The 23,575-nt window shown below is 46.3% G+C and carries 23 protein-coding genes, 2 tRNA genes and 1 riboswitch; of the genes, 7 read left to right on the plus strand and 18 right to left on the minus strand.

Translation table 11 applies throughout. The features are described from left to right. Positions 1-66: 66 nt before the first annotated feature. Together QUD86_RS04015 and QUD86_RS04020 are read right to left on the minus strand one after the other, a co-directional pair. On the minus strand, positions 67-579 hold the full coding sequence (locus QUD86_RS04015; protein ID WP_286298307.1) for a hypothetical protein: 513 nt from the start codon (positions 577-579) through the stop codon (positions 67-69). A 33-nt stretch (positions 580-612) separates the two neighbouring features. Further along, positions 613-1,566 (minus strand): IS30 family transposase, encoded by a 954-nt coding sequence (locus QUD86_RS04020; RefSeq protein ID WP_286295630.1) that lies wholly within the window; start codon positions 1,564-1,566, stop codon positions 613-615. Between the two features lie 487 nt (positions 1,567-2,053). Between QUD86_RS04020 and QUD86_RS04025 the strand changes: the two genes are divergently transcribed. Beyond that, the gene (locus tag QUD86_RS04025; protein WP_286298308.1) at positions 2,054-2,638 is read left to right on the plus strand and encodes a hypothetical protein; all 585 of its coding nucleotides are present in this window, start codon (positions 2,054-2,056) and stop codon (positions 2,636-2,638) included. 86 nt (positions 2,639-2,724) lie between these two features. Here QUD86_RS04025 and QUD86_RS04030 read toward each other — a convergent pair. Continuing rightward, positions 2,725-2,800: transfer RNA gene (locus QUD86_RS04030), tRNA-Asn, on the minus strand. 21 nt (positions 2,801-2,821) lie between these two features. Here QUD86_RS04030 and thiD point away from each other — a divergent pair. Then, positions 2,822-3,706 (plus strand): bifunctional hydroxymethylpyrimidine kinase/phosphomethylpyrimidine kinase, encoded by an 885-nt coding sequence (gene thiD, locus QUD86_RS04035; protein ID WP_286298309.1) that lies wholly within the window; start codon positions 2,822-2,824, stop codon positions 3,704-3,706. A 59-nt stretch (positions 3,707-3,765) separates the two neighbouring features. Here thiD and QUD86_RS04040 read toward each other — a convergent pair whose 3' ends face one another. The 10 genes from QUD86_RS04040 to QUD86_RS04085 form a co-directional block, all read right to left on the minus strand. Beyond that, complete coding sequence (locus QUD86_RS04040) at positions 3,766-4,698, minus strand: thiamine phosphate synthase (protein ID WP_286298311.1); 933 nt, start codon at positions 4,696-4,698, stop codon at positions 3,766-3,768. Between the two features lie 10 nt (positions 4,699-4,708). After that, entirely contained in the window at positions 4,709-5,527 is an 819-nt protein-coding gene (locus tag QUD86_RS04045) for a thiazole synthase (protein ID WP_286298313.1), read from the minus strand. A gap of 32 nt (positions 5,528-5,559) precedes the next feature. Continuing rightward, a complete protein-coding gene (gene thiS / locus QUD86_RS04050) occupies positions 5,560-5,757 on the minus strand; it encodes a sulfur carrier protein ThiS (protein WP_286298315.1) in 198 nt (65 codons plus the stop codon). Continuing rightward, a complete protein-coding gene (locus tag QUD86_RS04055) occupies positions 5,748-6,911 on the minus strand; it encodes an FAD-dependent oxidoreductase (RefSeq protein ID WP_286298317.1) in 1,164 nt (387 codons plus the stop codon). Before QUD86_RS04055 ends, thiS begins: the two co-directional genes overlap by 10 nt. Before the next feature lie 23 nt (positions 6,912-6,934). Continuing rightward, positions 6,935-8,881: a phosphomethylpyrimidine synthase ThiC gene (thiC, locus tag QUD86_RS04060; protein ID WP_286298319.1), complete on the minus strand. Its 1,947-nt coding sequence runs from the start codon at positions 8,879-8,881 to the stop codon at positions 6,935-6,937. A gap of 40 nt (positions 8,882-8,921) precedes the next feature. Then, positions 8,922-9,028: riboswitch (TPP riboswitch) on the minus strand. A 55-nt stretch (positions 9,029-9,083) separates the two neighbouring features. Further along, positions 9,084-9,920, minus strand: coding sequence for an NUDIX hydrolase (locus QUD86_RS04065; RefSeq protein WP_286298321.1), 837 nt, complete (start codon positions 9,918-9,920; stop codon positions 9,084-9,086). Positions 9,921-10,088: 168 nt separating this feature from the next. Beyond that, a tRNA-Arg gene (locus QUD86_RS04070) sits at positions 10,089-10,163 on the minus strand. 123 nt (positions 10,164-10,286) lie between these two features. Further along, a complete protein-coding gene (locus QUD86_RS04075) occupies positions 10,287-10,424 on the minus strand; it encodes a hypothetical protein (protein WP_286298322.1) in 138 nt (45 codons plus the stop codon). Positions 10,425-10,431: 7 nt separating this feature from the next. Further along, positions 10,432-11,664 carry an MFS transporter gene (locus tag QUD86_RS04080; protein ID WP_286298325.1) on the minus strand — a complete coding sequence of 411 codons (1,233 nt, stop codon included), beginning with the start codon at positions 11,662-11,664 and terminating at the stop codon, positions 10,432-10,434. A gap of 4 nt (positions 11,665-11,668) precedes the next feature. Further along, positions 11,669-12,889, minus strand: coding sequence for a CaiB/BaiF CoA transferase family protein (locus QUD86_RS04085; RefSeq protein WP_286298328.1), 1,221 nt, complete (start codon positions 12,887-12,889; stop codon positions 11,669-11,671). 88 nt (positions 12,890-12,977) lie between these two features. On the opposite strand from QUD86_RS04085, the gene QUD86_RS04090 reads away from it, so the two are divergent. Both QUD86_RS04090 and parC read left to right on the plus strand, forming a co-directional pair. Further along, complete coding sequence (locus QUD86_RS04090; protein ID WP_286298330.1) at positions 12,978-14,966, plus strand: DNA topoisomerase IV subunit B; 1,989 nt, start codon at positions 12,978-12,980, stop codon at positions 14,964-14,966. Continuing rightward, positions 14,966-17,446: a DNA topoisomerase IV subunit A gene (parC, locus tag QUD86_RS04095; protein ID WP_286298333.1), complete on the plus strand. Its 2,481-nt coding sequence runs from the start codon at positions 14,966-14,968 to the stop codon at positions 17,444-17,446. The genes QUD86_RS04090 and parC overlap by 1 nt, the downstream gene beginning before the upstream one ends. Before the next feature lie 66 nt (positions 17,447-17,512). Here parC and QUD86_RS04100 read toward each other — a convergent pair whose 3' ends face one another. Next, positions 17,513-18,478 (minus strand): XdhC family protein, encoded by a 966-nt coding sequence (locus QUD86_RS04100; RefSeq protein WP_286298334.1) that lies wholly within the window; start codon positions 18,476-18,478, stop codon positions 17,513-17,515. Between the two features lie 65 nt (positions 18,479-18,543). Between QUD86_RS04100 and QUD86_RS04105 the strand changes: the two genes are divergently transcribed. Then, complete coding sequence (locus tag QUD86_RS04105; RefSeq protein ID WP_286298336.1) at positions 18,544-19,194, plus strand: nucleotidyltransferase family protein; 651 nt, start codon at positions 18,544-18,546, stop codon at positions 19,192-19,194. Positions 19,195-19,274: 80 nt separating this feature from the next. Here QUD86_RS04105 and QUD86_RS04110 read toward each other — a convergent pair whose 3' ends face one another. The 3 genes from QUD86_RS04110 to QUD86_RS04120 all read right to left on the minus strand — a co-directional run bounded on the left by QUD86_RS04110 (position 19,275) and on the right by QUD86_RS04120 (position 21,946). After that, positions 19,275-19,736, minus strand: coding sequence for a RidA family protein (locus QUD86_RS04110; RefSeq protein ID WP_286298337.1), 462 nt, complete (start codon positions 19,734-19,736; stop codon positions 19,275-19,277). A gap of 155 nt (positions 19,737-19,891) precedes the next feature. After that, positions 19,892-21,067 carry a vWA domain-containing protein gene (locus QUD86_RS04115; protein ID WP_286298339.1) on the minus strand — a complete coding sequence of 392 codons (1,176 nt, stop codon included), beginning with the start codon at positions 21,065-21,067 and terminating at the stop codon, positions 19,892-19,894. 27 nt (positions 21,068-21,094) lie between these two features. After that, positions 21,095-21,946: an AAA family ATPase gene (locus QUD86_RS04120; RefSeq protein WP_502928883.1), complete on the minus strand. Its 852-nt coding sequence runs from the start codon at positions 21,944-21,946 to the stop codon at positions 21,095-21,097. A gap of 168 nt (positions 21,947-22,114) precedes the next feature. On the opposite strand from QUD86_RS04120, the gene QUD86_RS04125 reads away from it, so the two are divergent. Beyond that, positions 22,115-22,480, plus strand: a complete 366-nt coding sequence (locus tag QUD86_RS04125) for a c-type cytochrome (protein ID WP_286298340.1) — start codon at positions 22,115-22,117, stop codon at positions 22,478-22,480. A gap of 17 nt (positions 22,481-22,497) precedes the next feature. Next, positions 22,498-22,851, plus strand: coding sequence for a c-type cytochrome (locus QUD86_RS04130; RefSeq protein WP_286298341.1), 354 nt, complete (start codon positions 22,498-22,500; stop codon positions 22,849-22,851). 83 nt (positions 22,852-22,934) lie between these two features. Here QUD86_RS04130 and QUD86_RS04135 read toward each other — a convergent pair whose 3' ends face one another. Next, positions 22,935-23,573 carry a GntR family transcriptional regulator gene (locus QUD86_RS04135; RefSeq protein ID WP_286298342.1) on the minus strand — a complete coding sequence of 213 codons (639 nt, stop codon included), beginning with the start codon at positions 23,571-23,573 and terminating at the stop codon, positions 22,935-22,937. Positions 23,574-23,575: the final 2 nt, after the last annotated feature.

Consider the following 23,575-nt stretch of genomic DNA (forward strand, 5'->3'; position numbering starts at 1 on the left):
AGCAGCGATTCATAGCAGCGGTTCACAGCATCCACTCACAACAGACGCTCTTACTATGCCAGCAGATTATTCTTTTGATACTTTAGTTTTACCAAAGAACAACACATCCGTAGCCCCTGCACCCAGAGCTGAGCGCATACCAGCAAATATCAAATAGGGCCAAACGATCAACCAATACACGAAGGAAATAGAAAGAAGATGTATTGGGTCAGATGTTATGAAATCGAGTAGGGCATGTGTAAAGGAGCGCCCGTGAATCAGTGCCTCTAGGCCAGATTCGCATGCACTCAAACAAATTACAACTAGTAAGTAAAAGACAGACGCGCTTAATAGGGGCCGCATAATCCCGTACCCCTGTTTGATATTGATTGGGTACACCGCTTGTGCAAGCATCATAAACTTCGCACAAATCCCAGCCTTTAGTAGTGCGAAACCAAATATTGACAGCGGAATGGGGCGTTCACGTAAAGTGGTTGCCGCTAAAAAAGCCAGAGCACAAAACCATAGGGCAAAGTAGAGCGCTAGCAGAGTTGCTTTCATCGCTTCTTTTTTTAGCTTTACTTCAAGTGTTGTTGACATAGCTTCCGACATATTTTGTTTAAACACGTAGATTCAAACACGAAGTGCAACACGGTTTAAGGACTGCATAAACACTTCATTGGGGGTTTTAAATCCCAACCTCTTACGAGGTCGGTTATTAAGCTTGCTTTCAATCATTCTAAGCTCCTCATCAGTTACGGTGGATAAAGGCCTCTTTTTGGGGATGTATTGCCTTAGTAAGCCATTGAAGTTTTCATTAGAACCGCGTTGCCAACTGGCAAAAGGATCAGCAAAGTAGGTGGTGGATTGCAGTGCTGTATCAATCCGGGCGTGCTCGGCAAATTCCTTTCCGTTGTCATAAGTTAGTGTTTTGACCTTAGCTTGATAGGGGGCCAGTCCTTCAATAATGGCGTTACCTACCAGGGTCGAAGTTTTATTGGGTACTTTGGCTAGAACAGCATAACCACTCTTGCGCTCCACTAAGGTCACAATAGCTTGTTTGTGCGCTGCCCCAATCACGGTATCGCCTTCCCAGTGACCGACTTGAGATCTGGCTTCAATATGCTCTGGGCGCTCACTAATCGGCCTTCTGCCTACGATCTGGCCTCGTCGATCCCGGCCACTGGCATAGCGCTTTTTACGTTTCTTTTGACAGCGTAACTGCTGGTAAAGAGTGCCACCAGCGGCTTTATCAGCATAAACATGGCGATAGATGGTCTCATGGCTAATCCCTACAACATCTGCGATTTGCTCAGGGCTCCATTGGTCTTGTAGGTACTCTACCGTTTGATCCCAATCAGCTGGGGTGATTTGGGTAGCATTACGAGAGCCTAGGGAGCGTTCCTCTGCTAATAAACAGGCTTGTCTCGGTCGATATCCTCTGCCTCCGGTATTGCGAGATAGCTCTCGGCCAATGGTCGACTTATGTCGATTCATGAGCTGGGCGATCTGGCTTTGGGTTTTTCCGTCTTTCATGAGGATATAAATCTGATATCGTTCTTCTTGGCTAAGGTGTTGATAGGTCATGGCTACTTTGACTTGCAGGTCTAGAAACTATGGATACTAAAATATCCTTAGCCACTAGCTCTAATTGATCAAAGTTGCACTTCGTAGTTGAATTCACCACATCAATTAAAGTACTATCTACCAATTACCGTTAGTTTGACCAACATTATTGCTTAGATAGAGAATTAGAAGCGATCAGTGGCATTCCTACCAAAGAGCTCAGTACATTGAACTAGCCTCGCAAAATTAGAGCTAAGAAAACGTGGATCGACATCTATCGTGATAGCGGATGCTTATTGGCTAAATAGCTAAATAGCTAAATAGCTAAATAGCTAAGTAGCTAAATAGCTAAATGAGTCGGTTTTCAGTATAGACACGCGCTTTAGAGGGTGCTGTTCATTATTTAGCGTATTCTTCAGGTTCTATAGGTAGCGCATACCGTGTTATTCAACGCTGAATGGCTCTTTTACTGCCTAACACTAATAAACTGCATCGCCGAAAGTATGTAATGACAAAGCCAAGCTCCGTAGCACTACTAAAAAAAGCCAGCCTTATTCTGACGCAAGGATTTGCAAGTCCTAAAGATATTGCTTGGGCATGGGTTACCTTGCTACTCTCGCAAGAAGAGCCTAAGCGCGATAGTGAAGACAAGCGCCATAGCCGGATTGCAGAATTCGAGGCTTGGATCATTGGATTGAGCCTTCCCAGCGACCCTAAGAATGCCTCCGGAGTAACCGTGAGCCCAGAAGCAGTAAAAGCCTCAGCAAGGAATGTATTTGAGTGGCCTCATGAGTACATTCTTCCAACAACGCCCGCACCAAAGCATCCAGACTCAAAAGTAACTTACAGCGATACGATCACTAAACCAATCTTAGATGCCATCAAAGATGTTGGCGGGTTCGAAGATCGCCTGGCATTAATGACTGCATTAGAAGGCTATGCAAAAGAAGGTAAGGCACCATTTGCTGGCATCACTGCAGAGGGAATTGAGTGGATGGGCAGCACCTGGTCTGAAGGCGATAAATATAATCTGCTGACAATCAAAACGCTCAACAATCGCTTGGCCAATCTAAGAAAAAAAGGCTTGATTTAGTCAAAGCGCTTTAGATGAATTGAATAGCTGATCTAAGTAAATGAAAAAACCCCGTAGTGCATTAGCATTACGGGGTTTTACTTTTTTGGCTCCTCGACCTGGGCTCGAACCAGGGACCTACGGATTAACAGTCCGGCGCTCTACCAACTGAGCTATCGAGGAATAAGCGAATATTATAGCAAGATGAAAACAACTCTTCCCACTTCTGTAAAGATTGCCAAAGTATTGACCATTGCCGGGTCTGATAGTGGCGGTGGTGCTGGCTTGCAGGCCGACCTCAAAGTCATCACAGCCCTTGGTGGGTATGGGATGTCGGTCGTTACTGCGATTACTGCCCAAAATACCTTGGGCGTCAGCCGTATTCAAGATATCGATCTGGACGTGATCGAGGCGCAAATAGATGCCATATTTTTAGATATTGGGGTGGATATTGTCAAAATTGGGATGTTGGCTAGCCCTGAGATTGTTCGTACGGTGGCATCTGCATTAAAGCGCCATGGAGCAAAAAAGATTGTTCTGGATCCTGTCCTTAGGGCAACCTCTGGGGCCAGTTTAGGCGGTGATGATACGGCCCAAGCAATGATTACGTATTTATTCCCGATGGCCAGTTTAATTACGCCGAATTTAGATGAGGCATCCTTGCTACTAGGTCGAGAAATCGCTACAGTCGCAGACTTTACATTAGCCGCGCAAGAATTACTGGATATGGGCCCGCAAGCAGTATTGATTAAAGGCGGGCACCTAGATGCAACACATACCCAGTTAACGGATTTTTTAATGTGGCGGACATTGGAAGACAACCTAGAGATAGTGCAGTCCAAGGAGTTTAAGCACTACCGGGTTAACACAGCCAATACCCACGGCACTGGCTGCTCTTTATCCTCCGCTATAGCGACGTATCTAGCCGATGGCCACGATCTTGCGCACTCAGTGGCTAAAGCAATTGCTTATGTAGAGGCTGGTTTAGAAGCTGGTCGATTCTTAAGTATCGGAGAGGGTCCCGGACCCTTGTGGCACATGCATGCTTTTTATCCAACGGCTTTGCCTGAGGAAGAGGGAAAGTATTAGATTGGTGTAAAGCGCTTAATGTACTTAATTTACTTAATGCACTGGATACACTAGATGCACTAAGTTTTCATCAATTCTTGCAGTCGCTTAACGACTGCCTTGGGATCACTTGATCCGCTAATGGCTCTAACGACTGCCACAGAGCCAACACCACTTTGCGCCACTGCGTGAATGCTGCTTTCATCAATTCCACCAATGGCTACTAGTGGATAGTGGTTCATGAGTTTTGTGTACTGGTACAGGCGACCAAGACCCTGTGGAGCAGTAGGCATCTTTTTAAGTTGCGTCGGAAATACAGCGCCCATTGCTATATAGCTTGGACAATAGCGATCAGCACAGACCATCTCAGCATACCCATGGGTACTTAAACCCAGGCGAAGGCCCGCAGATCTAATAGCCTCTAAATCCGCTAAATCGAGATCTTCTTGGCCAAGATGAACGCCATAAGCACCGGCCTCAATTGCCTCCCGCCAAAAATCATTGATAAATAGCAAAGTCTTACTGCCTGCAACGGCTTGAACCGATTGGGCGATTTGTTTTTGCAGCTCGCTTGCATCGTGTAGATCAGATTTGAAGCGCAGTTGTACTGTTGGCACCTCTGCTTCAACCATTCTTTTAACCCAATCAGCATCGGGCATCACGGCATATAAACCCAAATGCTTAGGGCATGGTGCGAAGGCATTGGAATTCATATCCCGAGTCCACGGCAGAAGATCAAAATACTCTGGTCTGGAGGGCCATTTTTTGGGATCAAAGCGACCATCTTGATGCACCATACGTGACCAGGCCTTACCCAACACCTTGGCATCTTGCTCAATAAAGCCCATAGTGATCGCTGCTAAGGTGCCGGCTAATTCGTAATGATCTGCGGCATGCTCGTTATCAATCTTGGGAGGTGGTGAGGTGATGCTAAATTGAGGAATAGCAATACATAAGTCATCATGTTGATGGGCTGCAACAATTTGATCAGCTAGGTCGCGAACTAAACTCATTGTGTGGACTTTATTCTTGGTGCCAGAAAGGGGTGCCCACTAAAGGAGTACTTGCCTGCGCAGAAACTTGCGCTTTCATGGCCCCCGATAGATGAGCTGACCGACCGGCTTGGACCGCCATTGCAAAGGCATTCGCCATAGCAACGGGATCATCAGCGAGAGCGACAGCCGTATTTAATAAAACACCGTCATATCCCCATTCCATCACTGTACAAGCATGTGAAGGTAGGCCCAATCCCGCATCTACTAATAGCGGTACTTTCAGGCGATCTCGCAACAGTTGAAGTGCATAGGGGTTTAATGGTCCCTGACCAGTTCCAATGGGTGCGGCCCAAGGCATTACTGCTTGGCAACCCACATCAACTAAGCGCTGGCATAAAATTAAATCTTCAGTGCAGTAGGGAAGCACCTTAAATCCATCTCGAATCAAAGTCTCCGCTGTTGCTACCAGCCTTAAGGTATCGGGTTGAAGGGTGTAGTCATCGCCAATCAGCTCTAACTTAATCCAGTCTGTTTCAAATACTTCCCGAGCCATCTTTGCTGTGGTGATCACTTCTTGCGGGCTATGGCAGCCTGCTGTGTTGGGTAAGACTGGTGCAGCCATCTTTTTTAGTAGATCCCAGAATCCCGAGTGAGCCTCAGTAGTGGCGCTACCTTGTCTGCGCAAGCTCACTGTAATCATGCCGGGGTTAGCGGTCTTTACGGCGTTTTCTAATACTTGTGGAGAGGGATAACGTGAGGTACCCAGCAACAACCTACTGGCAAATGCTTCGCCATAGAGCACGAGAGTATCGGCAGAATTGAGCTTATTTTGTGAGGGCGTAGTCATAGCAAAATGGTAATCACAGTCAACGGCATTGATTAACCTCCGGTGACGGGGGAAATGATTTCTAGTTGATCGCCTTCATTCAGAATATGTTCCGAATGGGTTGACTTGGGTACGAATTCAAAATTGACAGCTACCGCAAATGGCGGGATGGCTTTAATCATCTCTAGTACATCGTCAATCGTGCTTTGATCAGGCAGCTCTTGCTCAATTTGATTGACAATCAGACGCATGTTGTTGCCTCGGTCTCTATAGGATGGTGTGGGTGAATTTGCACCTGTAAGCCCAGTTCAACAGCCGTTTGACTATGACCAACACTCAGTATTTCAAGTGCGCAATCTAAGATAGCCGGTGAAATCAAATAACCATGACGGTATAAACCGTTAATCATCATTAGACCTGCCGCACTAGACTGTTGATGAACATGAATTTGAGGCAAATTATCTTTTAAAGTAGGTCGGCACTGCGTAGCCATTTCTAAAATACGGGCTTCGGCAAAGCCACTGTGTACTGTGTACACCGCACTCAGTAATTCCATTGCAGAGCGCACACTCATAGGCGACCTGTCTTCAGACTCGATTTCTGTAGCACCCACAACATAGACATCATCTTCTTTTGGCGCAATATAAATAGGATATCGCGGATGAATCAAGCGAGTAGGGCGCTTTAGTTTAACTTCTGGTGCATGTAAGCGAATGACTTCACCCCGCACCCCACGTAAATTTTCTTTAGCTGCTTCCTGTGCATTCCAGTGATCTTTCGCGCCTAAGCCACGACAATCGATCACCCAATCAAAAGCATTGTGTTCTTCCCTCAATTGCTCGGGATCAACGGACTGGTGCCAATGACAAGACACCTTCATGAGAGTGAGTTCAACTAATAAGGCTTCTAAGAGTTGGCGGTTATCAAGCTGACCCTCATTGGGCAAATAGAGTCCTTGCGTAAATTGCGCTTGAATACTGGGCTCTATCGCTTGGAGAGCATCACGATCGAGTTTCTGCGGTGTACTTAAAGCGGTATTGTTGCGACTATTTTTTTCAAGGTGCTTAGTAAAGCGTTCTGCTTCACTAGCATCTTGGTGGTGCCACAAAATTAAAGTACCTTCTTGCTGAAAAAATACCGGTTTAGCGAGTTCATTAATAATCTGCTTCCAGCGCGGCAAGCTATGGATGCCCATACGGACTACGTTATCTTCTGTGATAGCAGACTCAGCAAGCGGAGCTAGCATGGCAGCTGCAACGCGAGCTGCCGAATCTAGGGCCTCAGGGCCGCCTTTTTCATAAAGCGTTACTTTGGCTCCGCGTTTCGCAAGCGCAACCGCTAGCAGCCGACCCATAAGGCCGGCGCCAACGATGGCGTACTTGCGATTAGCGAAAGAACTACTCATGATTCACAGTAATCAATGCTGGCTTACTGATAAATTTCACTACCGCGCTTACGAAATTCTGCAGACATCTCTTCCATTCCGGCAGCCGCTTGGCTTGCTTGATCGGCATCAGCAATAATCGGAATGACTTTAGAGACCTTTGGATTGCCATCCGCATCTAAAGTTGCAGCGTATTCACGTACTTCTTGCGTGATTTTCATCGAGCAGAACTTTGGACCACACATAGAGCAGAAGTGAGCAATTTTGGCGCCCTCAGCCGGCAAAGTCGCATCGTGATATTCGCGGGCTCGCTCAGGATCTAGGCCCAAATTAAATTGGTCTTCCCAGCGGAACTCAAAGCGCGCTTTTGACAAGGCGTTATCTCGTAATTGAGCACCAGGTAGGCCTTTAGCAAGGTCTGCGCCATGGGCTGCAATTTTGTAGGTAATGATGCCGGTGCGCACATCCTCTTTATCTGGCAAGCCTAAATGCTCTTTAGGTGTGACATAACAAAGCATGGCTGTGCCATACCAACCAATTTGCGCAGCACCAATACCACTAGTGATGTGATCGTATCCAGGAGCGATATCAGTAATCAATGGTCCGAGGGTATAAAAGGGCGCTTCTAAGCAATGCTTGAGTTCCTCAGTCATATTCTCTTCAATGCGTTGCATAGGAACGTGGCCAGGACCTTCAATCATGACTTGCACATCATGTTTCCATGCTTTAGCTGTGAGTTCACCCAGTGTATGCAGCTCTCCAAATTGCGCCGCATCATTCGAGTCTGCAATACAGCCTGGACGCAAGCCATCACCTAAACTAAATGACACGTCATAGGCTTTCATGATCTCGCAAATTTCGTCAAAGCGGGTGTACAGGAAGTTTTCTTTATGGTGAGCTAAACACCACTTGGCCATGATGGATCCACCACGAGACACAATGCCCGTAATGCGATCAGCGGTTAATGGAACGTAACGTAGCAATACCCCTGCATGAATCGTGAAGTAGTCCACGCCTTGCTCAGCTTGCTCAACCAGAGTGTCGCGAAACATTTCCCAGGTGAGGTCTTCAGCAACGCCACCTGTTTTATCTAGCGCCTGATAAATGGGGACGGTACCAATCGGTACTGGAGAATTGCGAATAATCCATTCACGCGTTTCATGAATATGCTTACCAGTGGAAAGATCCATGATGGTGTCTGCGCCCCAACGAATAGACCAGACCATCTTTTCTACTTCCTCATTGATTGAGGAAGTAACCGCCGAGTTGCCCAGATTGCCATTGATCTTGACACGGAAATTACGGCCAATAATCATTGGCTCTAATTCAGGGTGATTAATGTTCGCGGGAATAATCGCGCGACCTGCGGCGATTTCAGAGCGCACAAATTCACCGGTGACGATTTCAGGCAGATTGGCACCGTAGCTTTTGCCAGGATGTTGCTTGAGGAGCTGCTTGTATTCTGGGTTCTTGCGTAACTGCTCTAGGCCCATGGATTCACGCAGTGCAACGTATTCCATCTCTGGTGTGATGATGCCTTTGCGCGCGTAATACATTTGACTGACGTTGCTACCTGCCTTAGCCACTCGTGGTGCACCGATATGGGCAAAACGCAGATGCGCAGTTTCAGTATCTTGAGATCGAGCTACGCCGTAATCAGATGAGGGCCCAGCGAGCTGCTCAGTATCATTACGCTCTTCAATCCAATTCTTGCGCAATAAAGGCAGGCCTTTTTCTAAATTGATCACAATCTCGGGATCACTGTAGGGGCCTGAGGTGTCGTAGACCGGGACTGGCGGATTAGCCACCATCTCTTTGCCAACAAGAGTGGATAGCTGCTCGATCATGCGGATCGGCGCTTTAATATCGGGGCGGGAACCTTCTAGGTAAGTTTTAGTAGAGGCTGGGTAGGCAAATTTTTGCCCAAAGTCACGCTCTAAGCTCTTTAAACTTGGGATTTCGGCTTTTGATTTCTTATTGGTATCACTCATATCCATCTCCTGGCTGTCATTAGATGGACGAAACCGGGTGACGGTCTGATTGAAAACTCCCCACGCCAGCATTACCTGGATCGGGTTATAGGGTCTTTCTCAGCACTTTAGAGTTAAAAACCCTCAAGAGCACCCCTGTTTCATCCTTGCTCTTATTTAACCACGAAATAGCTTTCAAATACATGGGGGTAATGCACACCCATTAAGGTTTGGTATTTCGTAAGATGAAATCTGCGGTAACAATGGCGGCATCACTGGTAAATTCATCGGCCAAGATGCGCGCTGCAGCCTCTGAAAGGGTGATTTCAATAAAACCACTTACTTCGCCATCGTGATTGGTGGGTACAAAATGTTCAGCCAAGGCTAAATCATAGATATAGAGAAGCTCATCATGAAAACCTCTGTTTTGAATAGGTCTTCGTAAATGAATGCGCCCTACAGGTTCAATAAAGTCAGATATTTGCGGTGGAACCCCAGCTTCCTCCCACAATTCACGTCGCACGTTTACCCAAGGGGTCTCATCCGCTTTTATACCCCCTGCAGCGAGGTTATCTAAGCGGCCTGGGTCTGTTGCTTTGCTTTGGCTGCGGCGACCAAACCAAAGATTTCCGGCCTTGGTGTAGCCATTGACATGACTTGCCATGCTTCGAAAGCCAAAGGTACGAAAAGCAGAGCGCTCCATACGGAAGTATTCATGACCATTCTGGTCAATCCAGGCAAATTCTTCATGGCGCCAGCCGGGAATAAATCCTCCCTGCTGCATTCTGTCGGCTATCTGCGCTAGGCTTCCCGAAAGCACGGTGGGTATGGCGCTTTGAATAACCAAGCTGTCATGATTCATTTGAATATGAGCGATTGGCTGCTTGCGTAGTGAATCTTGCAAAAAAGGGATGAATTCTGGGTTGAGATGCCCAATCACGTTTCCAGGGTTGAGGCCTCCGGCGAAATGAATGGGTAAAAAATCTTGGGGTGCAGATCTGGCGGTATTTTGGAGCATTTCTTCTAGGGCGGCTAGAGTGCTTGTGGAGATTTTTGTCATAGCTTTAGTGTAAGAGAATTCCAAAAGTCAATCGTTCTTTACTTAAATTTGCACTATCAATGGATGCTTATTATTTAGGCAAGTAAGGTCAGTCTATACAAATCTGAGACTTACGAAAACTTTCACCGATTTATCCACACAAGTTGTGGGTAACTATTGTGAAGTAAATGGTCCCGCCGACAGGAATCGAACCTGTATCCCACGCTTAGGAGGCATGTGCACTATCCATTGTGCTACGGCAAGAATTGATAAATAAATTAAAACATCAATCAGATCAACAATCAGAACTAAAGCAAACATCAGAAAATAAAATACCAGAGGCATGCTTGACAAAGCTTATTATCCACCGAACTAAAATCACAGCGATTAACTGCACCAGGCCCAAACATGATTAGCAATGGCGATCATGACATTGGGCGCAAAGTAGGCGCTAAAAATAATCATCAACACTAAAGTAGCGATGCACAATATTAGCCATTGCGATGGAGCATTCTTTTTTTTCATCGATTGCCTATGCTGGTATCAGTCGATGAATGGATTGTTCTTTTACCGGTAGATTGGCTAAAAAAGCAATAAATCCTAGGGCAATCGCAATATTCCAAACGACTGTATATGAGCCCGTTTGATCAAATAAATATCCTCCAAAATAGGCGCCACAAAAGCTGCCTAATTGATGCGATAAAAAGACAAGACCAGATAGCATTGAAAGGTGTTTCACGCCAAAGATCTGCGCCACAATGGCATTGGTCAAAGGGATGGTAGAAAGCCACAGGAAGCCCATGGTAGCGGCAAAGACGTAGGTAGTAACTGGGCTTAAGGGTAGCCAAACAAAGGCCATAATGGCAAAAGAACGGGTGATGTAGATGCCCGATAACAAGTACCGTTTTGGAAAACGCTGGCCTAGCACTCCAGCGCTGTAGGTGCCAAAGATATTAAATAGGCCGATGAGTGCTAAGGCAGTAGTAGCGACTATGGGCGCTCCTACTTCTGGATAGATCTTAGATAAGTCCTTCAGATAGGGCGCAAGATGTACGGCAATAAAAACGACCTGAAAACCACAAACAAAATAACCTAGAGTGAGATAGCCAAAACTAGGATTACGCATCGCTTCGGCTAAAGCCTCTCGAATGGTTTGATCGCCCCGTTGATGTTGATGCTGCATTTGCGGTTCACGCAACATCCACGCAATCGGAATCATTAAACTAGCCATCATCGCTAATGCAAGTAATGCATCGCTTGCACCAAATTGACTGAGCAAACCTTGCTCAACGGGGATCATTAAAAATTGCCCAAATGATCCTGCAGCTGCAGCAATGCCCATCGCCCACACCCGTTTTTCTGGAGCAACATTGCGGCCGAGTATTCCGTAGATAACGCTATAGGTTGTTGCAGTTTGAGCCAGTCCAATCAGCAAACCACCTGCGATATAAAAATTTAAAGTATCTGTAGAAATGGCCATACCCACTAAACCCAATGCATACAGTACGCCACCAGCAATCATGATTTTTAGTGCGCCATAACGATCGGCGATTGCACCGGTAATGGGTTGGACAATGCCCCATACTAAGTTTTGTAATGCAATGGTTAGAGCAAAGGTTTCTCTGCCCCAACCATTAGCCGAGGTGATGGGTAAATTGAAGAGTCCAAATCCATGGCGTATGCCCATGGATAGCGTCACCATGAGTCCAGCGAAAATGAGTAATTGCTTGAGTGACAGTTTTTGGCCTGGCACTAAATGACGCATGGCTTTAAACAATGCCCTTGGCGTGCAGTGCTGCTATGCCAGCCTCGTCTAGCTGTAGGCGCTCACGCAGAATCTCGTCTGTATGTTGACCTAAAGTGGGGGGTGCTAAGCGAACTTCTACAGGGGTCTCAGACAGCCGCATTGGGCTAGCCACCAGTTTCATGGTGCCGGCAGTGGGGTGGGGCACATCAATTTGTACGCCCCGCGCCAAGACTTGTTCGTTTTCAAACACCTCTTTAAAGTTGTTGATGGGGCCACAGGGGACGCTGACAGCCTCCAACAGCACAATCCACTCGGCCTTTGTCTTCTTGCGGGTCATCATTTCTAAAAGCGGAACAAGTGCCTTACGGTGCTCTACACGCAGAGGATTGGTACTGTAATTCGGGTGATTCGCTAAGTGGGCTTCGCCACCAGCAGTGACAAAGTGCTTAAATTGACCGTCATTGCCAACGCCAACGATCATCCAGCCGTCAGCCGTAGGGAAGGTTTGGTAAGGAACAATAATGGGCGAAGCATTGCCCCAGCGCTGCGGAACCTGATCAGAGCATAAATAAGCGCTAGAAACGTTGGCCATGACTGCAATTTGCGTATCGAGCAAAGCCATATCAATGTACTGCCCATCACCCGTGCGGTCTTTGTGAATAACGGCGGCCAAAATTGCTGTGCTGGCGTACATTCCGGTAAAAATATCCGCAATGGCTACGCCAGCCTTTTGTGGTGAGGCGCCCGGAACATCGTCCGCTTCCCCTGTTACGCTCATAAAGCCCCCCATTCCCTGGACAATAAAGTCATAACCAGGGCGCTGGGCATAGGGGCCGTTTTGACCAAAACCAGTGATAGAACAGTAAATTAGATCTTTTTTGACCTTTTTGAGGCTCTCGTAGTCGAGTCCATATTTTGCTAAATCACCTACTTTGTAGTTCTCAATGACTACATCAGAGTCTTTGGCCAACTGGCGGATGATTTCTTGACCATCTGGTTTACTAATATCGACTGTGATGGAGCGTTTATTGCGGTTAATGCAAATAAAATAGGCAGATTCTTCGGTATCTGCTCCGTTGGCGTCTTTTGCAAAGGGAGGGCCCCAATGGCGCGTATCGTCACCAGCACCTGGCCGCTCGACTTTAATGACATCTGCACCCAAATCCGCAAGATTTTGAGCGCACCAAGGACCTGCAAGCACCCGGCTGAGGTCTAAAACGCGAATATGACTTAAGGCTCCCATTCTTCAATTTTGGCATGAATAGAGGGGTATTACCCGAAAAAATACGAAAATTTAGGTTTCAGTTCAGACATGACTACAATTTGCGCGCATGGCTACCCGTAAAACATCCGAATACAGCGAATCATCTATTCAAGTTCTAAAAGGACTCGAACCCGTCCGTCAGCGGCCGGGAATGTACACCCGCACTGACAATCCCTTACACATCATCCAAGAGGTGCTCGATAACGCATCAGATGAGGCTTTAGGGGGTTTTGGTAAGCAAATTATTGTGACTTTGCACACTGATAGCAGTGTCAGTATTGAGGATGACGGGCGCGGTATTCCGGTAGGCATGCATCCTACGGAAAAGTTACCCGTTGTAGAAATCGTCTTTACGCAACTGCATGCTGGTGGAAAGTTCGAAAAAGGCAGCGGTGGCGCATACGCCTTTTCCGGTGGTTTGCATGGCGTTGGTGTTTCGGTCACGAATGCCTTATCTAAACGCCTGGAAGTCACTGTTTGGCGCGAGGGCAAATTATCTACCTTGACCTTTGCTGATGGCCGGGTCATCGAAAAGCTAAAGACAGTTACCGCCGCGAAAGAAGATAAGTCGCATGGCACGCGCGTTCGTGCTTGGCCTGATGGAAAATATTTCGATAGCCCCGGAATTCCGATGCCCGAGTTGATTCGTTTATTACGCTCTAAGGCAGTTTTATTGCCGGGCGTTAAAGTGACCTTAATTCAGGAGAAGTCTGGTGAGAGTCAGACTTGGCAGTATGCCCAAGGCTTGCGCGGCTATCTAAATGAGGCGATGGCTCAAGCGGGCCATGGCGCAGAAGTTATTCCACCGTTTGAGGCTGAGCAATACGCAACGGGCAATAGTGAGGATGATTCTTTTGCAGAGGGTGAGGGCGCGGCATGGGTCGTTACCTGGACTGAAGATGGCCCCCCAGTACGCGAAAGCTATGTGAACTTAATTCCTACTCCGGCAGGCGGAACCCATGAAAGTGGTCTGCGGGAAGGTTTATTTAATGCAGTTAAAGGCTTTATTGAAATGCACGCGCTGCAACCTAAGGGTGTGAAGTTAATGCCCGAAGATGTCTTTGCGCGCGCCTCCTTCATTTTGTCGGCCAAAGTATTGGACCCACAGTTTCAGGGGCAAATTAAAGAGCGCCTCAATTCAAGAGATGCTGTACGCCTCGTTTCGGGCTACGCTAAATCTGCCCTGGAGCTTTGGCTCAATGAGCATGTCGACTACGGACGAAAACTAGCTGAGCTCGTGATTAAGCAGGCACAAGCGAGAACACGTGCCGGTCAAAAAGTAGAAAAGAAAAAATCTTCGGGCGTGGCCGTTTTGCCTGGAAAGCTTACCGATTGCGAGAGTGAAGATATTAGTCTTAATGAGATCTTTCTAGTTGAGGGAGACTCCGCCGGTGGATCTGCCAAGATGGGACGCAATAAAGAGTATCAAGCGATCTTGCCTCTGCGGGGTAAGGTTCTCAATACGTGGGAAGCAGAGCGCGATCGCCTTTTTGCGAATAATGAAGTTCACGATATCGCTGTGGCCATTGGAGTTGATCCTCACGGCGCTAATGACAGCCCAGATTTAACCAATTTACGTTACGGAAAAGTATGCATCTTGTCTGATGCTGACGTGGATGGTGCGCATATTCAAGTTTTATTATTAACCTTGTTTTATAAGCATTTCCCGAAACTGATCGAGTTGGGTCATATTCATATTTCTAGGCCACCCTTGTTCAGGGTTGATGCTCCAGCACGGGGCAAGAAGCCTGCGCAAAAAATCTATGCTCTAGACATCAACGAACTGCAGGCTATCGAAGATAAATTACGTAAAGATGGTGTCAAAGAATCCGCTTGGCAGATCTCGCGCTTTAAAGGTTTGGGCGAGATGAGTGCCGAGCAGCTATGGGATACCACTTTAAACCCAGATACTCGCCGTTTGTTACCGGTGACCTTAGGTACCTGGACTGAAGATGAAACAATCAAAACAATGGATATGTTGATGGGTAAATCCGAATCGGGTGCTCGTCGCGATTGGTTAGAAGAACGTGGCAATGAAGTAGAGGCAGATATTTAATGACTATTAAAAAACCTTCCGGGGATACCACTGCAATTGAGCAGGCGGATTTATTTTCAAATATTGCAGATGGTTCTGAATCTGCCGAACTAGAGGTTGTGCAATTGGATGTTGGCAAAGCACCCTCATTAGACGGACCGAAAGGTCCTAAGGGTCCTAAGGATCCTCATGATCCAAAAGTAGTAGAACTGAACGAAGATGATAAAGATAGCTTAACTTTAGCGGTTTATGCAGAGCGAGCTTACTTAGATTACGCTATTAGCGTAGTAAAGGGGCGCGCACTACCTGATGTATCTGATGGTCAAAAACCGGTTCAGCGCCGCATCTTATTTTCGATGAGTGAGATGGGTTTACGTGCAGATGCCAAACCCGTGAAGAGTGCCCGTGTGGTGGGCGATGTACTTGGTAAGTTTCACCCTCACGGTGATCAGTCTGCTTACGATGCTTTAGTGCGTTTAGCCCAGAGCTTTTCGCTACGCTACCCCTTAATTGATGGCCAGGGAAACTTTGGTTCTCGCGATGGGGATGGCGCTGCGGCCATGCGTTATACCGAGGCCCGCTTAACAAAGATTGCTGGATTATTACTCAGTGAAATTGATGAAGGCACTGTTGATTTTGCTCCTAACTACGATGGTTCCTTTCAGGAGCCGAAGTTACTACCTGCTCGATTACCATTTGTACTATTAAATGGCGCCTCAGGAATTGCGGTTGGTATGGCGACAGAGATTCCTTCGCATAATCTACGAGAGGTAGCTGCCGCTGCCATTGCATTGATGAAGTCTCCGAAGATGACTACGCGCGAGCTCTTAGAGATTATTCCCGGCCCAGATTATCCTGGCGGCGGTCAAATTATCTCCTCAACGGCTGAGATTGCGCAGATCTATGAAGTGGGTCGGGGTAGTTTAAAAGTACGTGCTCGCTGGTCAGTAGAAGAATTAGCCCGCGGACAATGGCAAATTGTAGTTAATGAGTTGCCTCCTTCAAGCTCTTCTCAGAAGGTCTTGCAAGAGATTGAAGAGATTACCAATCCTAAAGTAAAAATTGGCAAAAAGACGCTCACCCCAGAACAAAGCAATCTTAAATCTACCATTCTTAATGTACTAGATGGTGTTCGTGATGAATCAAGTAAGGATGCTGCTGTACGCCTGGTATTCGAGCCAAAAAGTAAAAATATTGATGTCAACGAGTTTGTAAATTTACTGCTGGCGCATACATCCCTTGAGTCCAATGCGCCAATGAATTTAGTCATGATTGGTACTGATGGTCGGCCGCGTCAAAAAGGCTTGAGAGAAATTATTTCAGAATGGATTTCATTTAGAGTTGCCACAGTGACTCGCCGAACGCAATATCGCTTAGGTAAAGTCAAAGATCGTATGCATATTTTAGAGGGGCGTTTAACCGTTCTTTTAAATATCGATCAGGTTATCAAAATTATTCGTAATAGTGATGAGCCTAAAGCAGACTTAATCAAAGAATTTAAATTGAGTGATCGTCAAGCTGAAGATATCTTAGACATTCGATTGCGTCAGTTGGCAAGACTTGAGGGTATCAAGATCGAGCAAGAGCTTAAGTCACTTGCAGTTGAACGTGATGACTTGGATGGTTTATTGCAAAGTGATTCTGTATTAAGCAAGCGCATTATTAAAGAAATTGAATCGGATATGAAAGAGTTCGGCGATGATCGTCGTACTTTGATCTTGGAAGATAAGCGTGCTGTTGCTGAGGCAAAAGTGCTTGATGAACCAGTCACCATCATTGTTTCCCAAAAAGGGTGGGTACGAGTGCGTCAGGGCCATGAGCACGATGCTACTCAGTTCGCCTTTAAATCAGGCGATGCCCTTTACAGTACCTTCGAGTGTCGAACAGTAGATGTCATGCAAGGCTTTGGCAGTGATGGACGTGTCTACACTGTGCCTGTCAGCGATTTGCCGGGTGCGCGCGGTGATGGCTCGCCATTAACTAGCTTTGTTAATTTGGCGGCTGGGTCACAAATGGTTGCCTACTATGCAGGCCAATCAGATGATTTGGTATTGATTTCCACCAGAGCGGGTAATGGATTTTTAGCCAATGTTTCTGACATGACAACACGCAACAAGGCTGGTAAGTCTTTTGTAGGCATTGATAGTAAATTCCCTGGTGGCGATGCCCCTCTGGGCGCCGCTAAAGTTACTGCCGGCATGAAGCAGGTAGCCTGCCTTTCTGAAGGCGCCAAACTGCTAGTTTTTGCACTAGATGAGCTCAAGCGCTTACCAACGGGTGGCAAGGGCGTCATTCTGATGGGTCTAGACGATAAAGAGAAATTATCCTCAGCGATTGCAGTAGGTTCTGATGGGGCTACTTACTCTGGTGCTGGACGGGCTGGAAAGCCAACAGAGTTAAATCTAGACGCTAAAACTCTAAAGTCGTTTGCCGGTAATCGAGCCCGCAAAGGACACTTTGTAGAGCCTCGCCTCAAGGACGCTAAGCTGAAGGCGAATTAATTAACAGCCTCGCAAGAGAGTAAAAGCCTGATTGCAGTACGGATCAGGCTTTTTTCTTTCAGTAAATTATGTGAACTTTTTTGCTGGAGTGGGAATGGCATATTTCACGGCTATTACTTCGGCCAAAATGGAAATGGCAATTTCAGGGGGAGTGAGAGCGCCGATATACAGACCAATTGGTCCATAGAGCTTATCCAACTGCGCTTGGGTTACATCAAATTCCAGTAGGCGAGCTTTGCGCTTTACTGTGTTGGTATGGCTACCTAAGGCACCAACATAAAAAGCGGGAGACCTTAAGGCCTCCATTAAAGCCATGTCATCTAATTTGGGGTCATGCGTTAGCGCCACTACTGCAGTATGCGAGTCCACGCCAATCTCCAGCAATACATCATCTGGCATGCCGCGCATAAACTGAATATGTTCACGATCAATACCTTCTGCGTATTCCTCGCGTGGGTCAATGACAATCACTTCAAAGTCGGAGGCCAGAGCAAAATCAGCGGTATAGAGAGAAAGTTGTCCGGCGCCAATAATCACCATGCGCCAGCGGGGGCCATAGCTGGTTCTCATGATGCTTTCATTACAGATAAAGGTATCGTTGCGGCTTCCATCGGACAAAGTAGACTTGCCGCTACTTAAATCGATCGTCCGACAAGTGATGGCATGATTTGAAATGGATTGCAGAATTTGCTCTAGCACTGGGAGTTCTGGCTTGGGCTCAACGAGTAACCGTAGCGTTCCTCCGCAGGGCAAGCCAAAGCGGGCCGCCTCTTGTTGGCTAACACCGTAAATTACCATCTCGGGCAAGTCTCGATTCAGAATTTCTGTTTGTACTCTACGTATCAGATCATCCTCAACGCATCCACCAGAAACCGAGCCCATGACCTGCCCATCACCACGAATTGCCAGCCATGATCCAATAGGCCTGGGAGCAGAGCCCCACGTTTGGACTACTGTGGCAATGGCGACCTGATGGCCTTCTTTAAGCCAATGTACGGCAGCCTTAAGTACGCTTAGATCAGTGCTATTCATTGATGGTCTTTTTTCTTTAATTTACTTTTACTGAATTTCTACTGAATCGTTTTATTATCACGCTAATGACTAATCCCGGCATACAAAGTGCGACTCCCACAATACGTGTTGCTGTTTTATTGCTTGCGGCAGGCGAGGGCAGTCGTTTAGGGGGCTATCCCAAGGCTTTATTGAAGAAAGATGGCCAGACCTTATTAGAGCGTTTGGTGGTCTCGACTCAGTCTATGGCGCCTATAGAGTTTGTCGTTGTTACGGGATTTTATGCAAAGGCAATCGAGAATGAAATCGATCGGCTTAATAGGGCGCATGACCTGGTTATCAAAACTTACCAGAACCCGCATCCCGAAAAAGGCCAATCCTCTTCCATTCGTCTGGGTTTAGAGTCCCTTCAAAGTGTATTTGACGTTCTCTTGGTAGCCCTTTCTGACCAGCCAGAAATAGGCCATCTGGAGATTAGTGAATTATTGGGGGGATTTACCAATCGACCTCCCGGAACTCAAATTGTTTTGCCTATGGTGGGCAACCAACGGGGTAATCCAGTGTTATTTTCTAGGGGAGCAGTCGATGAGATCCTAGCGACTACCCAAATGGTATGCCGATCGTATATGGACGCAAATCCAGCGTTAATTTATCGTCTACACACAAGTCGTCAAGCTTTCATACAAGACGTTGATACGGCACAAGACATCAGCAAATATCAACTAACAAAAAGCTAGAAGTAACTTTGTCACCATAAAGTTACTTTGGCTATCTAGGCTATCTAGGCTATCTAGGCTATCTAGGCTATCTAGGAAACCTAGGCAAGCTCGGCAATTAACTCGATTTCTACACAAGCACCCAGCGGAATTTGGGCAACCCCAAATGCGCTGCGGGCATGTTTGCCAACTTCTCCGAAGACCTCCAGCAGAAGCTCTGAGCAACCATTAATCACTAGGTGTTGCTCTGTGTATTGCTCAGTAGAATTTACAAGCCCCATCACCTTAACGATGCGTTTTACTTTATCTAAAGAGCCTAGGTGCTGCTGCAGTGTTGCCATCAAATCAATAGCAATGGTTTTTGCGGCAGCTTTACCGGCTTCAGTATCCATGTCTAAACCCAATTTTCCGGTCCATGCCTTACCGTCTCTTTTAGCGATGTGACCAGAAAGAAATACCGTATTGCCAGTAGTGACGGCCATCACATAAGCTGCTGCAGGCGGTCCTGGTGGGGGTAAGTCGATACCTAGAGTTTTGAGTCTATCGCTAATGAGATTGGTCATGAGTTTTGTGTGGTTAGAAATACAATTTAAGAAGTAAGAAGTAAGAAGTGAGAAGTAAGAAGTAAGAAGTAAGAAGTAAGAAGTAAGAAGTAAGAAGTAAGAAGTGAAAAAGTAAAAAGTAAAAAAACGGAAAATAAAAAGCTGATAGATCAATATTACTTCGAAAGTTGTCGCATGGCACTTTCTAGGCCCTGTAATGTGACTGGATACATACGGTCTTTCATGAGGCCCTGCATGATGTCAATCGATTGCCGATATTGCCAAACAGACTCAGGCTCGGGGTTTAACCAAGCAAAATTAGGAAAATGATCAATCAGTCGATGAATCCAATTTGCGCCAGGTTCCGAATTATTATTTTCAACTGAGCCATTCACGCTCAGTATTTCATATGGGGACATGGTGGCATCGCCAACAAAAATAAGCTTGTAGTCTGAGCTGTATTTATTAATGATGTCCTGAGTTAATAGGATCTGATCTCTTCTGCGGCGATTACTCTGCCATAGGTGCTCATAGACACAGTTATGAAAATAGTAATATTCAAGGTGCTTAAATTCGGCTCTTACTGCTGTAAATAATTCAGAGATGCGCTGCGTGTGGTCATCCATTGATCCACCAACATCCATTAGCAATAAAACTTTGACTTGGTTATGTCGCTCTGGCCGCATCTGAATATCTAGCATTCCAGCATTAGCTGCTGTCGAGTGGATGGTTTTATCCAAATCTAATTCAAGACTAGAGCCTTCTCTTGCAAAACGGCGTAAGCGACGCAGTGCCATTTTGAGATTACGCGTTCCAAGACTGACATTGCTGTCATAGTCTTTGAACTCACGAGCCTCCCATACCTTGATAGCGGTTCTATTTCCAGCGCTCTCGCCACCAATACGGATACCCTCAGGGTGGTATCCGCTGTGCCCAAAAGGAGAAGAGCCTCCAGCGCCTATCCATTTATTGCCGCCGCCATGCCACTCCTTTTGCTCTTTCAGTAGCTCTTGCAAGAGCTTCTGAAGGGCTTCTATTCCGCCTAACTTTTTGAGATCTGCTTTTTCTTGGGCGCTTAAAACGCGTTGTAGTTTTTGCTCGAGCCAATCTAGGGGAATCTCTGGCGCTAGAGAGATGATGCGCTCTATCCCGTTAAAGTACGCGCCAAAAACTTGGTCAAATCGATCAAAATATTGCTCATCTTTCACTAGGGTCATTCGGGCAAGTTGATAAAACTCATCAATCGAGGGGTTGATGACGTTCTGCTTTAGGGCACCTAGCAGCGTGAGAAATTCTCGGACGGATACCGGTAGCTTAGCTTCTTTTAAATTCAGAAAAAATTGAATGAGCATTAAATGCTAACGTTTTATTTTTAAATATTAGCGATGATTGCGATTCATAGCGATTAAACGCTCAAATAAATGAACGTCTTGCTCATTCTTCAGTAGTGCCCCATGCAATGGCGGTACCGAAATCTTTTCCTCCGAGCTATAAAGTGCCTCAGCAGGAATATCTTCTGCAAGTAATAGCTTTAACCAATCGATTAATTCAGAGGTAGATGGTTTCTTTTTTAGCCCTGGAAGGGATCTGATTTGATAGAAGGATTTGAGCGCCGCTTCCAAAAGATCGCGTTTTATTTGGGGATAATGTACATCCACAATGCTTTGCATGGTTTGCGCGTTGGGAAAGGAGATGTAATGAAAAAAGCAGCGACGCAAAAAAGCGTCGGGAAGCTCTTTTTCATTATTCGATGTAATGATGACTAAAGGACGGTGTTTTGCTTGAATAAGCTCGCGGGTTTCATAGACATAAAATTCCATACGATCAATTTCTCGTAAAAGATCGTTTGGAAACTCAATATCCGCTTTATCAATTTCATCAATCAGAAGGACGACCGGTTCATCCGCTTCGAACGCCTGCCATAACACCCCTTTAATGATGTAGTTGGCAATATCTTTCACCTTTGCATCGCCCAGCTGGGAGTCACGCAAACGACTCACAGCATCGTATTCATATAAGCCTTGCTGTGCTTTGGTGGTTGATTTAATGTGCCATTGCATCAGCGGCATATTGAGGGCTTGAGCTACTTCTTCTGCCAGCATTGTTTTGCCTGTACCCGGCTCACCTTTAATGAGGAGAGGGCGTCCAAGTGTGATGGCCGCGTTAACGGCCAATTTGAGATCTTCCGTTGCTACATAGCTCTGGGATCCATCAAAGCGGGATTTGTTCACAATGATCTTTCGGTATTTAATCCAGTGTCGGTAAGGTTAAAGTATAGGGAATGAAGCTCAAATTTTGATACTTTTGTCGATTTAAGAGCTTTAGATGCAGGTTGAACGACGCTCTCCGCTATAATCATGATCAATTGATCCATATCGAACTCGTTAATGATGATTTCCATGAAAAAACACTTACTTCTCACTCAATTGGCCCTTTGTGCTGGTTTTGCTTTGTCTAACTTGTCTGTTCAAGCTGCCGATGTTCAGGGCTCAGCTAAAGCAGGTCAAGGCAAAGTGTGGCTTTGCGTCGGCTGCCATGCAATCCCTGACTATCGCGCTGACTATCCTTTTGTATACAAGGTTCCCATGATTGGCGGTCAAAATGCGGCCTACATCGCAAGCGCATTAAGTGCCTACAAAAAAGGCGAAAGAAAGCATCCAACGATGCGTGCAATCGCGGGTAGCTTGTCGGATCAAGATATGGCCGATATTGGCGAGTACTACGCTGTACAAACTGCCACCTCACCATCCAACCCATTGAAGTGATATTCAGAGACATATTTATGAAATTCGCCCTAATTACCGCCTTGTTGATCTCAAGTCTTGGCTTGGCTAACGTTTCTATTGCTGCTAGCGTAGAAAAAGGCAAAGCTCTTTCTGAAACGGGCAATTGCGCCTCTTGCCATGGCGCAGGTTTAAACGCACCCATCCTGCCTGCTTATCCTAAGCTTGCTGGCCAATACCCCGAGTATGTTTATTACGCGCTTCGCGCTTACAAAGTGGGCAATAGTAATCCTCAATTTGGTCGTAATAACGCCATCATGACTAGTCAAGTACAGCCTTACTCAGACCAAGATTTGCATGATTTAGCGGCTTATGTTGGCTCTTTACCTGGGAATTTCGTTATTAAGAAGTAAATTCAGCTTACCTCAGCCCCTAGGCTGAAGATACTCAAAAGCTTAGCTTATTGGTTCGCCCAATACCTAGGCTTTTTTCTTATCTATTTTGTGGCTTCGAGCCCATAGGCAAGGTGATTTCTCATCGCTGCCTCGGCAGCAACAGGATCCCTTTTTAAGATGGCTTCTAAAATGGCCCGATGCTCTACTAGCGAGCTGAGCAATCGTCCTGATCTACTCAGTGAATCACGGCGCTGGAGTTTGAGCACTTTTCTGAGGTCGTTAATGACGCCATTCATCCAGGTATTTCCGGCTATTTCTTGTATTAGCTCATGAAATTTGACATTTATTTCAAAGAATTGCTCTAAATTTCGGTCTGCAGCAGCAGTTTCTAGGCGCTGGTGTAAGTCATCGAGTTGGGTAAGCTCATTTTCGGTGGCCTTTAAAGCGGTTTCTTTTGCTGCTTGACCTTCAAGCAAAGACAGTACGGTAAAGATTTGCTCTAAGTCGCTGCGCTCAACCTCGGTTACATAGGCTCCGCGATTCATTTTGGTAGTAACAAGGCCTTCTGAGGCCAACACCTTAATGGCTTCTCGCATCGGTGTGCGGCTAATGCCGAATTCTATGGCCAGGCTTTGCTCATCCAACCAGCTTCCTGGCGTGATTTCATGGGCGAAGATTTGCGCTCTTAGCCGTTCAGCTACCTCTTCATATAAAGGCCTGTTTACTAACTTTGTATTCATAA

This window comes from Polynucleobacter sp. TUM22923, from assembly GCF_030295705.1.
Taxonomy (GTDB): Bacteria; Pseudomonadota; Gammaproteobacteria; order Burkholderiales; family Burkholderiaceae; genus Polynucleobacter.

Coding starts and splice junctions, on each gene's coding strand:
- QUD86_RS04090 (WP_286298330.1), top strand. CDS start 12,978: ATGGCTACCCGTAAAACATCCGAATACAGCGAATCATCTATTCAAGTT.
- thiD (WP_286298309.1), top strand. CDS start 2,822: ATGAAAACAACTCTTCCCACTTCTGTAAAGATTGCCAAAGTATTGACC.
- thiS (WP_286298315.1), bottom strand. CDS start 5,757: ATGCGTCTGATTGTCAATCAAATTGAGCAAGAGCTGCCTGATCAAAGC.
- QUD86_RS04020 (WP_286295630.1), bottom strand. CDS start 1,566: ATGACCTATCAACACCTTAGCCAAGAAGAACGATATCAGATTTATATC.
- QUD86_RS04065 (WP_286298321.1), bottom strand. CDS start 9,920: ATGACAAAAATCTCCACAAGCACTCTAGCCGCCCTAGAAGAAATGCTC.
- QUD86_RS04100 (WP_286298334.1), bottom strand. CDS start 18,478: ATGAATAGCACTGATCTAAGCGTACTTAAGGCTGCCGTACATTGGCTT.
- thiC (WP_286298319.1), bottom strand. CDS start 8,881: ATGAGTGATACCAATAAGAAATCAAAAGCCGAAATCCCAAGTTTAAAG.
- parC (WP_286298333.1), top strand. CDS start 14,966: ATGACTATTAAAAAACCTTCCGGGGATACCACTGCAATTGAGCAGGCG.
- QUD86_RS04040 (WP_286298311.1), bottom strand. CDS start 4,698: ATGAGTTTAGTTCGCGACCTAGCTGATCAAATTGTTGCAGCCCATCAA.
- QUD86_RS04045 (WP_286298313.1), bottom strand. CDS start 5,527: ATGACTACGCCCTCACAAAATAAGCTCAATTCTGCCGATACTCTCGTG.
- QUD86_RS04085 (WP_286298328.1), bottom strand. CDS start 12,889: ATGGGAGCCTTAAGTCATATTCGCGTTTTAGACCTCAGCCGGGTGCTT.
- QUD86_RS04015 (WP_286298307.1), bottom strand. CDS start 579: ATGTCAACAACACTTGAAGTAAAGCTAAAAAAAGAAGCGATGAAAGCA.
- QUD86_RS04130 (WP_286298341.1), top strand. CDS start 22,498: ATGAAATTCGCCCTAATTACCGCCTTGTTGATCTCAAGTCTTGGCTTG.
- QUD86_RS04075 (WP_286298322.1), bottom strand. CDS start 10,424: ATGAAAAAAAAGAATGCTCCATCGCAATGGCTAATATTGTGCATCGCT.
- QUD86_RS04115 (WP_286298339.1), bottom strand. CDS start 21,067: ATGCTCATTCAATTTTTTCTGAATTTAAAAGAAGCTAAGCTACCGGTA.
- QUD86_RS04105 (WP_286298336.1), top strand. CDS start 18,544: ATGACTAATCCCGGCATACAAAGTGCGACTCCCACAATACGTGTTGCT.
- QUD86_RS04110 (WP_286298337.1), bottom strand. CDS start 19,736: ATGACCAATCTCATTAGCGATAGACTCAAAACTCTAGGTATCGACTTA.
- QUD86_RS04025 (WP_286298308.1), top strand. CDS start 2,054: ATGACAAAGCCAAGCTCCGTAGCACTACTAAAAAAAGCCAGCCTTATT.
- QUD86_RS04055 (WP_286298317.1), bottom strand. CDS start 6,911: ATGAGTAGTTCTTTCGCTAATCGCAAGTACGCCATCGTTGGCGCCGGC.
- QUD86_RS04125 (WP_286298340.1), top strand. CDS start 22,115: ATGAAAAAACACTTACTTCTCACTCAATTGGCCCTTTGTGCTGGTTTT.
- QUD86_RS04135 (WP_286298342.1), bottom strand. CDS start 23,573: ATGAATACAAAGTTAGTAAACAGGCCTTTATATGAAGAGGTAGCTGAA.
- QUD86_RS04080 (WP_286298325.1), bottom strand. CDS start 11,664: ATGCGTCATTTAGTGCCAGGCCAAAAACTGTCACTCAAGCAATTACTC.